Origin of the sequence: Sphingobacterium sp. ML3W (assembly GCF_029542085.1) — a bacterium.
Lineage (GTDB): Bacteria > Bacteroidota > Bacteroidia > Sphingobacteriales > Sphingobacteriaceae > Sphingobacterium.
The window spans coordinates 2,847,410-2,861,676 of sequence record NZ_CP107036.1; the positions used below are offsets into that span (position 1 = coordinate 2,847,410).

The following is a 14,267-nucleotide window of genomic DNA, read 5'->3' on the forward strand; positions in this document are numbered from 1 at the left end:
TAATAAATATAACAGCGATGAAAGTAAAACAAATTGGCCTAATAGCAATTGCAACAATCGGTATGCTTACCTCTTGTAGCAAAGACCTACTTGACAGAAATCCTACAGTAAACATTTCCGGCGAAACATTCTGGAAAAGTGATGCCGATGCAAAAATGGGTCTGGCAGGTGTATATAGAAGACTACAGAGCGGTTTTTATGGTCACGGCAAACTGTGGCTGGATGCCTATTCCGATAATGCACTGGACCGGCATTCCTATTATGGTTTTGGCGATCTCACCCAGGGTATTGTCAATTCGACCAATGTGAGCAGCGCCTTCTACAATACGCCTTATGCAGGCATCGCGGGCTGCAACTTTTTTCTGGACAATATCGACAAGGCCCCGAGCACAGAAGCACAGAAAACCAGCTACAAAGCCGAAGTCAGATTTATCCGGGCCCTTTTCTATTTTGATCTTGTACAGGCCTTTGGCGGTGTAGTACTCTATCAGACCGAACCGAAAACTGTGGACGAAGGCAAAATCGCCAAAAGCTCAAAAGAAGAAGTCCTGGCGTTCATTCACAGTGAGCTGGATTTTGCCATCAGCAACTTACCGGATGTGGCATACGCTGGGCATGCCGTTAAAGGTAGCGCACAGGCACTCAAAGCGCGCGTATATCTTTTTCAGCAAAACTGGTTAGCCGCTGCTAATCTGACTGAGCAGATTATCAAAGGCGGTAAATTTCAGCTTTACCAGGGTGGTTATCAAAATCTTTTTCTGACGGCCACGCAGCAAAATAATCCGGAGATCATGTTCTCTACCAAATTCCTTGCCCCTAACAATCCGCAGGGAGGTGAAGGTGTCTTGGTCGAAATCGGTTGGTATGGCGCTATTGCACCTTACCAAAACCTGGTCGATGCCTATGAGATGAAAAATGGAAAACGTATCGATGAACCGGGATCGGGCTACGTCGCTACTGATCCGTACAACAACCGGGATCCACGGCTTAAGCTCACGATCAAAGTACCAACGGAAAAATATATCAATCCGGATGGATCGGTATTTGAAGAATCAGATCCAATGTTGACAGGCTATTCGCAAAAAAAATACATAAACTTAGCTATGCTTCCTTTTAACCGGACAAAGACACCTATGACCGATATGAACATTGTCCATATTCGTTACGCGGATGTATTGCTCATGTATGCTGAGGCAAAAAATGAAGTAAGCGGACCCGATCAGAGCATTTATGATGCGTTGAATGCAATCCGCGAGCGGAGTGGTGTGGATATGCCTAAAGTCAACATAGCCGTGTACAGCACAAAAGAAAAATTACGCGATTTTATTTTGCATGAAAGACGGATTGAATTGGCCTTGGAAGGACATCGATATTATGACCTCAAAAGACGCAATCTGATGCAAAGTACGTTGGCACCGCTTAAAAATCCTGGTGGCGCGCCGCTGCGATTTGGCGAAATCAACAATGTCTTGCCTTTTGCGCAATCAGAACTAGACCGCAATCGGCAGCTCGTTCAAAATGAAGGTTATAATTAAGCAGTTCATTCGCTTCACTTTTTATGGTTCCAAACAAGCAAGGTTTGGAACCATAATCCGTTACTGCGGATCATATCGGTTTACATATGTCCTATTTGCTCGACCATTCCTTCAGAAGCACAATTTCACGTATAGAGTTCTTTCGAACTCCTTTTATAGAAAAATTTAATTTTCTATTACTCTCCTAATACCCTGCCAACTTTTTATCCAGCTCAGTATCCGTTTCGGCTCCGCTTGCCCTAGAAGGTAAAAAAATCTAATATACAAATGGATGAATAACTTTATTGATCCGTCGATAGTAGCGCAACGATGGATCAATGATTAAATATCTTTTTCGTATCTTATCTCACTATGAAAATAGTAGAAATAACGAAAGAGAGACTAATGGATGCTCAAAAAGATGGGTATACTGTGTTAATAAGTCTATTAGTTTCCATTCTTGTTTCGAAATACCCTATTCTCTCTGTCCGAGCGGGTCTTTTCCACCATTTCCACACCTGCCCACCTCCAATGTACCCGTCAGCAATTCAAATTTTCCCGAAAATAAGGTATGGTAGTGCCAGGGCGTTTTAGCTCCGGGCAACAGGTCACATTCGGTTATTGTTGAACCACCCGTTTCCGCAGATTGAATAATGCGGAAATACATCTCAGGAGCACCAAACTCATGCTCCTTTTTTCGTATCAGCGGGATTGATCCTGTGACGATACAAATGCCCACTGCCACCAGATGGGCGATGGTAAATTGCCAATCATTCCCGCATTGGCCGAGAACAATCATAAAATCTCCCAGGGGAACAGCCTCTTTTTAAACCAATTATTCTTAACAACCGTTCTTATGAAGCTATCGATTGCAATCGGATTTTTTTCCAAAAAATCAGTAATTATGAAAACCTACTTTATCGAGTTCGAAATAGAATATATATTTCAGCTGTAAACTCAAAGCTTATTCAGGAAAAGACAGCGGTAGGCCTGCTGTTTGCTTCGACATATCAGCCAATCCACGCATCCAATTATTAAAATCCGCATCGGAAGGGATCTCCAATTTTTTACGCAATCGGTTCTTGCGGACCTGTACCGCCCGGATTGTGACATAGGTATACTCTGAAATATTTTTTGTCGAAAAGTTAAGAAAGGCCATGGCGCAAAACTCCAATTCTGTCGTTCTAATTTTCGGGTCGAGAGATTTCAACGCCTGTATAAACTCCGGATATAATTCGGTAAATAAAGTCAAGAACTCCGGATTATTACTTTTGGCCAAGTCGATTAGATTATTGAATTTATTTTCTCCGATCTGCTCGGTCAGCTCCCTGTTCACTATTTCTGTCTCCTGTAGAGCCAATTCTTTTTGACCCAAAATCTTACGGTTGCGTCTAGCACGCCATACAAAAAACGTAATAGCGATAACGAGAGATACCAGTGCAACTATTGATAACTTAACTGATTTTGAAACCTTGTTTTCGGATTCCTGATCTTTTAATTTTAAAATCAGGTTGAGCACCTGATCGACGACTGCTCTATTTTCATTTTCTAAAGAATCATTGAGCCGGCTAAAGGCCATTTCATAGCGATCAGCTTTGCCTTTATCCAAGTTGGTTGTTCGGTAAAAATCAGCCAGCTCTCGGTATGAATTCTTCATTCCAATTCTGCTACCAGCTGCCCGCTTTTTTGCTAGGCTCTCTTCATAAAAAGCCGCAGCCTTTTTAAAATTCCCTCTCTTTTTCTCCAAAAGGCCTAAGGTGCCATAGGTATTCATAACGACTGGAATTTTATATTTTTTCATGAGCTCCAGCGATTTATCAAGGCATTGCTGCGCTTTCGCGAAATCGCCTCTCTCAATATATAGCCTTCCCAGGTTTTCATAAACTATCTGATAGCGCATGGCCGCATCTTTCTCTTGAAAGACTCTCAGGTTCTTTAATTGGAGTTCGGTATATTTTTGCATAGAATCCAGTTGCCCCATGCGTAGAAAAACGACTGATAAAGATTCATAATTAAACTGGTAGGATTTTATTTGTTTTTCGCCAGTCAGTTTTTTGATCAGCCCCTGTTGTAGACGGAACGCTCGAAGGGCTTGTTGATTTAGCTTGAGTTCGCCATAGGCTCTTCCACGTAAGCGTTGGACTTCGGATTGTATGAAAATTTCATTCTTATAATAGTTTGTGGTTTCAATAAAGTCCAGCTGTTTCAGTCCTTCCTTAAATAACCCTGCAGCCATAAGACCTTCCGCTATATAAGAGCCTGATTTTGCTTTTCCTTCATCATAGTCGGCAGCATTGGCCAAATGAAACGCTTTTATTGCAATCTCAATATACGTCACCAAATCTCCTCTCTTAGCAAATTCCATCGACTTCACTAAGAGAGAATCTACCGTCTGCTTCTGGTGATCGCTTGCGGTTAACTTAGCGGTTGATTTAAGTGTAAATAATAATAAAATTGAAAGTAAAAGGTGCTTTTTCATCTAATAGGTTATCAATTATCAGGTAGTTACTTATTCCTACCATTAAAGGCTATTTGAGCGCTAAACCAGTGCATACAAATCTAAGCATTCCAATACATTAAACCGTCATTAAATTATTCCCAGCAGACCGTTTTTTATAGCGACTTGATTATTTTGATATCCGCATGACGCAGACATGGAAAGTGGTTAAAAATTCAATTTTTCAAAGTGAATCAACCGACGCCCGAGACCAAAGCTTTATTAACAATCGATAATAGTTCATATATCTCAAAGGGTTTGGGAAGAAAGTGGTCGGCACCTGCATTAAGGGCAATGTCCCTACCGTTATAGGAAGCTGAAACGCAAAGAATAAACATCTGATCAAGCTTTTCATAGGCGCGAATCTGTTTAATTAGATCTTCACCATTTAATCCGGGCATTTGTAAATCACAGATAAAAATATCGGGTTTTTCTTTTATAATGTAATCCAGGGCTAACGAACTTTTGCTTTCGCTTACAACAATTGCATCAGTCATACTCAATATCAGTTCCAAAGCCTGCAAAATTAAGAGGTTATCGTCACATAAAAAGATCTTTTTGCTCATCATTTATAACTCATCATTTATAATCTATCATAAAATCTACCATACATTTTTTCTCTTTTTTTGGTATGATGGACGAAAAAAGTTTGACTGATACTATTTCTAAAGAATTATTCTAACCCGCCTGAGCGATATAATACGGCAAGAGGAAAGCTTGATATTTCCATTATTGCATCGTGGCGCCCATCGAAATGTTTTCCCGCTCAACAATTGGATTTCGTTGAATCTGATCGCGCATCCAGTTATTAAAATCTATATCAGAAGCGATATTAAGTTTTTTGCGCAGTCTATTTTTGCGTACCTGTACAGCACGAACCGTTACAAAAGTATATTGTGCAATATTTTTGGTCGAAAAATTCAGAAAGGTCATAGCACAAAATTCCAATTCGCTACTACGGATTTTGGGGTTGATTGACCTTAATGAGGCAACAAAGTCGGGATAGATTTCACTAAACAAAGCCAAAAATTCAGCATTATTGTTCTTCGCCAAAGCAATTAAATTATTAAAGTTATTCCTTTCCATTGGATATCGTTTTTCAGTAAATTTTCGTTCTTATATTTCCGTCCTTTGATAAACCCATTCAATCAATAGCTGACATTATTTTTAGAGGGAATAGGCAATTCGAGTAATTAAACTCGACAGGGCTCAAATGATCCCCGCCGAGTTAATCCAAATATATTATCACGGACCCTCACGCAAATTAGGCCCGAGCGATAATTCATTACAGCCAGCATTCAAAAGTTCTTATCAATATCTTTTTGCAGTGCTTTTATCTAGCAACACCCAAACTGAAATGTCCTCCCTTATTCTGCTTGACAAATATTTGCATTAAAAGAAAGAAACAAAAAAAACCGCCTTTCACATAGATATCACACTTTGTAAAAAACTGAAAAACAAGACATTACCATTACAAAAAAGACATATAATCTAAATCCAAAAATCCGGCGAATGTAATTCTACTCCAAAATCAAAGACCTTCTCATCAAAGAAGGCCTTTGATTTTTCCATTTTCTATAGCTACCACACCCCTATTTGAACTCATCTGCTCATGCGTTTGAGATTAAAATCTTCATCCCCATAAAAAAGCTCGACAGGTGTCTAGTTAATCCTGTCGAGCAATCTTGGCTATTAAACAATTTTTAGTTCAGATAATTTACCAGTTGATCAAGCGGTCGTCATCATCCGCTTGGTCCCAAGATTCTTGGGGATTGTTGGTAGTTGTTGCTGCAGAACCCGCGGCAATCCCTTGTTCCAATTCGATATTTATCGCCTCGATTTTTGGGCTGACATATATATTTTTTGACTGATTTGTTTTCATATTATAATATTTACGCTATTCTGAATACATTTTGAATTTTGAGATCACCTATTGTGTACAGGCAACTTTCTTTCTACCACTTCCAGCCCCAACCATTTTGGTTGCACCCTGCACAACTTGGGTAATTTTAACATTATTAGCAGTAGAGCTCCATGGTACGCTATTGAAAGAGCCTTGGGTCAACAGCAAAGGGAATAATTCTCCACCATTGCTTTTGCTACCATACATAGATACCTCACCAGAACGGCTAATGACCACACGAATAACTGGATTTGTCGAAGTACCAGTCAGTGAATAGACCTGTGGAACAGTTCCCGAACCATAAAGAGATCCATCTGCAAATTGAACGTTTCTTGGAGCTATAGCGATTCCACTTTCAAATTGAATTTCCTGCGTTGCCAATTTTGTTCCATTTACCTCCATATTAAACGAGTTGTCCAGTTGAAGGATATCAAATACAAATCCGTAGTCTGCTCCCGGAGCAGTAAGATCTTTGGTTACTACATATCCTGCTGGTTGAGCTGTTCCATCAACAACAGCTCCTGATCCTGAAGCTGGGTAATTCCAGTTGAGATCAGCTCCACCTGTCACAGGTTGTGTACAAGTTTTGAAATTCAGGTTTAAATTATAGCGTTGTCCTGGCAGGATCGCCAAACCTGAGACAGAAACATTCGATTTGGTTTCCCCATCAATTGTAATTGATCCAAAGTTGAACTGGCCATTGGTCTCGCCGGGATGAATCAATAGTGTTGGATTGCTTGATATTGTCCGCAAGCCAGCGCCCAAAGCTGGGAATTGTACAGCGGTAGTTGACGTAGTACCATTATAGGTTATTACGCCATCTGCCAATTTTAAACTTGCGCTAGGATGCGTAGGATTTATCGTCGGCGAAACCAAATTTGTTATCGCTCCAGTCATTTCTGTAGCCATGCTTAAGTTGGTAGTTACTTCACTATACTGATGTTTCAATACCACGTCCAGATTATTATCACCGGAATGAACCGTTAGATCTTTCTTAAAATACATCAGATCTGCGCTGATATTATCCAAGCTGGCATTCGCTAAATCAGCCTGTGCAGTCACTGCTGGAACAGCAGCTGTACTATTGATCGAATAAGCGACAAAAGTATAGGTCTTTTCAGCTTCCAAAGATATTTCAGCACTGTTGTCGACTGAATTGGTATAGGTTTTTTCAGTCACATAATCACCGTCAGCGTTATACACCACGATTTTATATTTGATGTTAGCCGCCAATGGCGTTCTTTCTTCGGTTACCGCCGCGCGATTACCGGACGAGGCCCGTAACTGGTTGCCATTTGTTACGGACGACTCGCTGGTCAATGTTGCCTCAAAAGAGCTTGAATTTGTTAAAGGGATTACCACAGTCTGGCCTGTCCCCACAGTGTTACCTGCCTTACCTGCTTTCTTAGTTGTTACGATAGGGTTTTCTACGCCAAGTAACTGGATACTGACGCTAGCTTTACCGCTTGCTGCTACACTGTCTTTGCTTTCCTTACAGGAATACAACGATCCACACACCAAAGCCGATAGAACTAATGCTCTCCAGCTTACTTTTGTCTGTGCTTCTAAAATCATTTTTTTTAATTGTTTTTGATGATTAATAAACATTTTAATTAATTCGCTGCAAATATTCAAAAACTTTCTCGAAAAGAAACAATAGACACATATCACAGATATATCACATATTAAATTTCATTTCAAACAGACATATTACACATAATAAGGAAACATATTGTCATATAAAAAAATAACGTTACAACACATAAAATCATGGAAGATAAAGACAGTTTATTTTTGCTAATAATTTTGACAAAAACGCAAAAACTAAACACAAAATACTGTTTATCAAGTAATTACAAATAATGTGATAGATCTGTGATAAATATGTGATATATCCGTAGTACTGTTATCTTTTTATTCTAGATTATCTTTGAAGCAACAGTTTCGATCAATATAGATCGCTCAAAGCTATATCCAACTTAGGAGAAATCATTGTTTGGCTAATTATTTAAATGAAGAGAAATTAATAGAAGACACTAACTATATTAAATCGACAAAAACAGTACTAGCAACTGAAAATCCGAACTAATAAAAGGCATTTATCTGCTGTATGCTCCTGTTTTAATTCATGATAAAACGCTGGGCCATGTATAAATAAATGTTAAGCATAAACCAAATAAAAATATACACATGAAAAAGAGAACTGAAAAAAAGATTTACGTGAAACCCGTAATCGAGCAGTTACAGGTGGTAATGGAAGAAGGTGTGGCTGCAGGATCGGTAGGATCGGCGCAACCCGGAGGCGGAAGCGGAGTTAATGAAACTGACTGGAATAATGGCGGATCAGAAACCCAGGACCCAAGTGGTGAATGGTGGAACTAATACCAATCAAAAATTATTTATAACAATTATGAAAACAATGTATCAGACCATAAAGATAAAACTAGCCTTTTTTATTCTTCTAACAATTGCCGTATCCTGTAGTAAGGAGAAAGGTGAAAATACTATTGAAGCAAATAAAGGGATAAAACTGGCTTTAACAGAAGCCCAATTCGCTGGAGATAATATATCTGTGGCGAAGGCTTCAGCAAAGGCTAGCGCGGCTAAACCGTTAACGATCACTCAAGAAGTTCAGTCGGGGCCGTTTACCATTACCGCAGAACTTACAGAAAATACCGCAAGCAGCAGCGGACTTAAAGCATCTAGCAGTAAAAAGGCTGCAACGTCGTCCTTGTCTTTGAGAGGTCCGGTTACCTATCGGGTAGTAGCCTATGAAACTGACGGTACCTATATCGACCAGAGCGTTGGTGACGCTGCCGATTCAACCCAGGTATTTTTTGGAGATAAATTGATCGCAGGCAATAAATATACCTTTGTTATCTATTCATTGGGTTCTACGACCACCCCTCCTCCTGCTGCTCCAACAACAAACCTATATACTGCAGGTACGGTTAATTTCGATTTTACCGGATTTCAAGAGAATGGAAGTGACTTAATGTACGCCATCGAAAAAGATGTCACCATCCTTGGTAACAATACTCCTACACCATTGACGGCGCCATTGCAGCATATGTTTACCCGTGTCTCTCTTCTTGTCGACAATAGCGATGCTACGGGTACTTTTGGTACTGCAAACTATCTAAAAGGAGGTTATCTTTCAGAAGTTCCGGTTCAAGCTGAATGGCTTTCACCTTTCGCTGATGCCACTGTCGACCTAAGTACTGGCGAAGTCGTAGCGGCAGTTAATGAGAGTAATGTACCTCCTATTGCAAATCTTAATGCAACAGCCCGTACTTTTATCGTCAACCAGAATAGGTCAAATACCTTTTCAATTGCATTAACGATACCAAGTGGCCAGATCAAAATCGGTCATGATGTCAATGCACAGGCAGTAAGCTTTAATTTTTCAAATACGGGCCTAGGTTTAAAACCTGGTTTTTCCTACACCATGAAATTGCGATTTAACAGCGACCGTTACGTCAATGCGCTTAATGTAACTAGAAGCGCTACTGCTGCTGATGCGCGCTATGCCGTAATTGGTGGCCATCGTTGGGATCGCTATAACCTTGGTGTAGCCAATGTAAACCCTGCAACCAACAATCCTGATGCAAATCCTTCGGTACAGGCCTTATATGGTAATTACTATCAATGGGGCCGTCAAGTACCTGTAGCAAATGCTTACAGTGGCGATGGCGCGATAGCGGGATGGAATACCACACCTGCTGCAGATGGTTCATGGAATAATGGCACGGCAGCTGCTCCAGTGAAAGCAGCATTAGACCCATGTGGTACAGGAGATAGAGTCCCTAGCCAAGCTGAATATACTCGTTTAGGAACTTATACCCGCCATACCGTCATTGGAAACTGGATTACTTTTAATGGTAACATTACAGTTGGATTATCTGACTTTACGGCCGCACATATTATGACCAGTAGAAAGAGCAGTGACATTAAATTAAGCTTTCCTGCTAATGGTCACAGAAGTCCGACAACAGGAGCCCAGCTTATCCGCCAAAGCTCCGCAATTTATTGGCTAAACACTGCAGTCGGTGGTAATGATTATGCGTTACACGGACGTGGATTCCAAAGTGGTTCTTGGGATACATCGAATTATCTTAAAAATGCAGGTTATCCGGTACGCTGTATCCAGGATAAATCATAAATAAATCAAAAATTTTATAAGTAGTCATTCTATTAATCCCTATTTGACTAGAAATCTCCTATTGAAAAATAGGAATCAATGCTCGGCTGGTTTTTCCAAGCCGGGCTTTTTCTCCTATAGTTTATTCTCGAAAGTAACACAAGACCGCGCTAACATAGCCACTAGCGAAACAAAGCCAGAGAAAATCAGAAGTGATACAGTTTGTTAAGGTATGAAAACAGAAAGTAGAGGTACCCAAATAACCAATCAATATTTATTATTTTTGGATAGACACATCGATGATGTCATACAGGGGCGCACGATGGAATTTATGGAGATCAACACGATTGCGCGTGAGCTGGCCATTTCACACAAACATCTTATTTATATCCTCCAAAAAGAGAAAGGGAAGCATCCCAGTTACTTCTACAACCTGAAAATTATAAGCAAAGCAAAAGAAATGCTCAGCAACTCACCGCTATCCATCGCTAAAATTGCCTTTATACTTACCTACGATGCCTCCAATTTTTCAAAGTTATTTAGAAAATGGACCGGGGAGACTCCTGGAAATTTTAGAAAAAGTCACATGCCCATCCTTATCAAACCAGCCGCACGAAACTAGCGCACAAAAAAATACAATAATCCGACTAGCATAACTGATTCATTTTTTCAAAACCTTTAGATTTTCAACTGGCCATTATCGGACAGTCCGCGCATCCAAGTATTGAAATCGACCTCCGAAGGTATATTAAACTTCTTTCGCAACCTATTTTTGCGGACCTGTACAGCCCTTACTGTCACATAGGTATATTCGGAAATATTTTTTGTTGAAAAATTAAGAAAAGCCATCGCACAAAACTCCAGTTCAGTCGTTCTGATATTAGGATCAAGTGTTTTCAAGGATTGGATGAACTGCGGATAGAGTTCAGTAAATAAGATCAGGAACTCCGGATTATTGCTTTTGGCCAGATCGATCAGATTATTGAATTTGTTTTCGCCAATTTGTTCAATAAGTTCCCGATTCAATGATTCCGTTTCGTGCAGCGCCTCCTCCTTTTGGCCCAGAAGCTTACGGTTATGCCTTACGCGCCATATAAAAAATGTAATGGCAATAACAAGTACCACTAGGATGATTACAGAGACAGTCACTGATTTTGAAACCTTGGTAGTGGCTTCCTGATCTTTTGCTTTCAGAATCAGGTTTAGTGCCAGATCGATAACCGCTCTATTTTCGTTTTCCAGAGAATCGTTGAGCCGGCTAAAAGCCCGTTCGTATGCATCGCCTTTCGCTTTATCGAGCTTGGTCTCTCGATAAAAATCAGCTAAATTTCTGTAAGCATTCTTCATTCCATTTCTCTCACCAGTCGTCCGCCTATTCGCCAAGTTCTTTTCGTAAAAGACCAATGCCTGTTTATAGTTTCCTTTTTGCTTCTCCAGATTAGCCAAGAAAAGATAGGTATTAGAATATTGAATAATATTATATTTAGTCCCAATTTCCAGGGATTTATCAAGGTAGTGTTGCGCTTTGGCAAAATCGCCCTTCCTCACATACAATTGCCCTAATTGATTGTAAACCCCCAGATAAATTTGCGCATAATTCTTTTCATCAAAGCCCTTTAGTCCATCCAGTTCCAGCTCAGTATATTTCTGGACGGAATCAAGTTGCACCAGATTATCGAAAACAGTAGATAGGTTTCCATAAGTATATTGATAAGATATTTTTTGCGCTTGCCCCTCCAGATTCTTGATGACCCCTAATTGCAAATAATACTCGCGGATGGCTTGCTGGTTCAATTTAAGATATGTATAAGCTCTTCCCCGCACCCGGTGGACTTCAGATTGCATGATGGCTTTTTCTTTATAATAGTTTGTGCGCTCAACCTGTTCAAGGTGCTTTATCGCCTCCTTATATAACCCTACATACACAAGTGCATCAGCCATCGAAAAATGAGCCCGTGCTTTTCCTTCGTCATAATTATATCTATCGGACAAATTAAGCGCCTTGATTGCCATCTCCAATTGTGGTAAAAATTTACCTTGGTTCTGAAGTTCTTTTGCTTTGCTTACAATCGAATCAATCTCCTGCTTCTTGTTATCCTTGGCAATCGTCTGAAGCGTCAATAGGCATAAAATAAAAAATAAAAGTGGTTTCCTCATTAAATCATAGGTTGTTAACTCAAAAGGTTACTATTGTCACTATCCTTTTGTGTGCTAAAAATAGGATTTTTATAACAAATTATACTATCGATTTCAATAAACACAAAATAAAGTTTCCAGCATTTTCTTGATAACAAAATCTGCATGGGACGCTATGTTCGTTCTTATCACGAAAATAGACCTGATCCCAACTCTGTTTATGAAAACCTTTAATCGTCTTAAAAACACGCTCGGAATGAATCATCAGTTTCTTAAAAAACTCCTCTTTCGGTTCGCGATGATTGTTCAATATCTGACTTAGCGACACCGGTATAATATCCAAATCTTGCGCAAACTCCTGTTGTTTTCGTAGAAATCAAGCCCAATATATCTCTTTCCCTTGAATCGTCAATTTTAATATTTCAAAAGCAGCTTCTTCATTCCAGTCAAAGAAATACCTATCCGCACCCAAGTGTTTGAAATCACTTTTCAAAACCGGAGCAATTTCGATTAAATAGGACTGACCCCTAGCTACTTCGACAACATTCACAATAATAAGATAACTAAAAAAGTTTACAGTATCCGTAAACTTTTTTAGTTATCTTATTGAATAAAAATGAATGGAGACTAATTTATCAACTCACCTTTGTATGGCTCTGGCTAGAGCTTTTCGATCTCTTTGGCAAACAACTCAATAGCTTTTTGGTACGCACCTTCTGTTATACCCTTGGCATGGCCTTCTGCCAAACCTTTGAACCTGAAATAGCTATACTGAAGAACCTATCCCAAATCTAATCAAATTTTATTTTAAAATGCCGAAGATTTTTATTGTTTTCAGCGTTTCATTGAGCGTGATATCCAGAATAAATTTAACACCCTATAGTCATCACCAGCTCTTTTACTTTGAGTTAAGGCTTCGTTAGGTAAATTGATTCTCTAATATTTCCTTAGGGATCCACAATCACCATATAAACTATAGCGCTAAATGGAAAGTCTTTCATAACGACTCATTTTTGTACATCGTTATTTCAGAGAGAAACGTTTTTAGCCTCAATCACACGTTCATATACAAGCAAAGCCGCAGCCAGATCTTCTATCGCTAATCCCGCCGATTTAAATAAAGTAATTTCCTTCAAAGATGATCTTCCCATAATCTCGCCACAACAAAGTTCTTTGATATCACCCTTAATGCTGTCAGGATCCAGTACACCTGTTGCAATTGGAATTACAAGTTCTCCCGTCTCGTGGAGCGCTCCCGCGCGCGAATCCACAAAGATGCTACTTTTAAGAATAGCGTTATCATCTACTTCGCGTGTTTTAGGCGTATGGGATCCAATCAGGTCCAGATGTGTACCGGCTTTTATCCACTCTCCTTTGACCAAAGGTTCATGACTTAGTGTCGCACAGGAGATCACATCTGCCCTAGGTACAGCTTCTTCCAAATTATCGGCATAGGCAACGTTACTAAATCCTGCCTGCTGCAAGTTGGCTACCAAATCTGTACCTTTCGATGCATTTCTCGTCCAGATCAAAATTTGGTCATACTCACGCACAACAGAATGTGCTTGCACAAGATGTTGTGCAACTTTCCCGCCGCCAACAATTAACAAGGTTTTTGAGTCTTCCCGCGCTAAATAAGAGGCCGCTAAAGCAGAGGTACAGGCTGTTCTTCGCGAGGTAAGCCCTGCGGCATCCATCTGAGCTAAAAATTCTCCAGTGACTGCATCCAGCAAGGTATATAAGGCATGGATTGCCGGTAGTTTTTTGTTATGATTACCGGGAGCGACAACAACCTGTTTGATTCCGATATAAGTATCCGTCCAAGAGGGCATCAAAATAAGCGTATTTTCACTTCCCTCTTTGTTTTGATAAAAGTGATGATGCCGAACAGGCATCGTAAACGTCGATTGAAAAATCTGCCGCAGCGCTTCAATCAATTTATCATATTTAAGCACTGCATCAACCGTCTCTTTATCAATTATTTTCATATTTTCAACAGCATATGGTAAAATCATAAACATAGTGAATAATTAGCCCTTCACATCCTTATAAACTAACCATTGATCACCGTTTTTT

The 14,267-nt window shown here is 39.8% G+C and carries 12 protein-coding genes; 4 read left to right on the forward strand and 8 right to left on the reverse strand.

The features are described 5' to 3' along the window. Window positions 1–17: 17 nt before the first annotated feature. Window positions 18–1,535, forward strand: a complete 1,518-nt coding sequence (locus tag OGI71_RS12225) for a RagB/SusD family nutrient uptake outer membrane protein (RefSeq protein ID WP_282255745.1) — start codon at window positions 18–20, stop codon at window positions 1,533–1,535. 454 nt (window positions 1,536–1,989) lie between these two features. Here OGI71_RS12225 and OGI71_RS12230 read toward each other — a convergent pair whose 3' ends face one another. The 6 genes from OGI71_RS12230 to OGI71_RS12255 all read right to left on the reverse strand — a co-directional run bounded on the left by OGI71_RS12230 (window position 1,990) and on the right by OGI71_RS12255 (window position 7,489). Further along, on the reverse strand, window positions 1,990–2,259 hold the full coding sequence (locus OGI71_RS12230; protein ID WP_282255746.1) for a hypothetical protein: 270 nt from the start codon (window positions 2,257–2,259) through the stop codon (window positions 1,990–1,992). A gap of 219 nt (window positions 2,260–2,478) precedes the next feature. Then, window positions 2,479–3,993: a tetratricopeptide repeat protein gene (locus OGI71_RS12235; RefSeq protein ID WP_282255747.1), complete on the reverse strand. Its 1,515-nt coding sequence runs from the start codon at window positions 3,991–3,993 to the stop codon at window positions 2,479–2,481. Between the two features lie 212 nt (window positions 3,994–4,205). Beyond that, window positions 4,206–4,580, reverse strand: coding sequence for a response regulator (locus OGI71_RS12240; protein WP_282255748.1), 375 nt, complete (start codon window positions 4,578–4,580; stop codon window positions 4,206–4,208). 160 nt (window positions 4,581–4,740) lie between these two features. Beyond that, window positions 4,741–5,097 carry a hypothetical protein gene (locus OGI71_RS12245; protein ID WP_282255749.1) on the reverse strand — a complete coding sequence of 119 codons (357 nt, stop codon included), beginning with the start codon at window positions 5,095–5,097 and terminating at the stop codon, window positions 4,741–4,743. 631 nt (window positions 5,098–5,728) lie between these two features. Then, window positions 5,729–5,893 (reverse strand): hypothetical protein, encoded by a 165-nt coding sequence (locus tag OGI71_RS12250; protein WP_282255750.1) that lies wholly within the window; start codon window positions 5,891–5,893, stop codon window positions 5,729–5,731. 48 nt (window positions 5,894–5,941) lie between these two features. After that, window positions 5,942–7,489 (reverse strand): hypothetical protein, encoded by a 1,548-nt coding sequence (locus tag OGI71_RS12255; RefSeq protein ID WP_282255751.1) that lies wholly within the window; start codon window positions 7,487–7,489, stop codon window positions 5,942–5,944. A gap of 615 nt (window positions 7,490–8,104) precedes the next feature. Here OGI71_RS12255 and OGI71_RS12260 point away from each other — a divergent pair. From OGI71_RS12260 to OGI71_RS12270, 3 genes are all read left to right on the forward strand, one after another. Further along, a complete protein-coding gene (locus tag OGI71_RS12260) occupies window positions 8,105–8,296 on the forward strand; it encodes a hypothetical protein (protein WP_282255752.1) in 192 nt (63 codons plus the stop codon). Between the two features lie 28 nt (window positions 8,297–8,324). Beyond that, window positions 8,325–10,076 carry a hypothetical protein gene (locus tag OGI71_RS12265; RefSeq protein WP_282255753.1) on the forward strand — a complete coding sequence of 584 codons (1,752 nt, stop codon included), beginning with the start codon at window positions 8,325–8,327 and terminating at the stop codon, window positions 10,074–10,076. A 211-nt stretch (window positions 10,077–10,287) separates the two neighbouring features. Beyond that, window positions 10,288–10,677, forward strand: coding sequence for a helix-turn-helix domain-containing protein (locus OGI71_RS12270; RefSeq protein ID WP_282255754.1), 390 nt, complete (start codon window positions 10,288–10,290; stop codon window positions 10,675–10,677). A gap of 56 nt (window positions 10,678–10,733) precedes the next feature. Here OGI71_RS12270 and OGI71_RS12275 read toward each other — a convergent pair whose 3' ends face one another. Further along, entirely contained in the window at window positions 10,734–12,212 is a 1,479-nt protein-coding gene (locus OGI71_RS12275) for a tetratricopeptide repeat protein (RefSeq protein ID WP_282255755.1), read from the reverse strand. A gap of 1,007 nt (window positions 12,213–13,219) precedes the next feature. Continuing rightward, window positions 13,220–14,179 carry an ornithine cyclodeaminase family protein gene (locus OGI71_RS12280; protein WP_282255756.1) on the reverse strand — a complete coding sequence of 320 codons (960 nt, stop codon included), beginning with the start codon at window positions 14,177–14,179 and terminating at the stop codon, window positions 13,220–13,222. Between the last annotated feature and the right edge of the window lie 88 nt (window positions 14,180–14,267).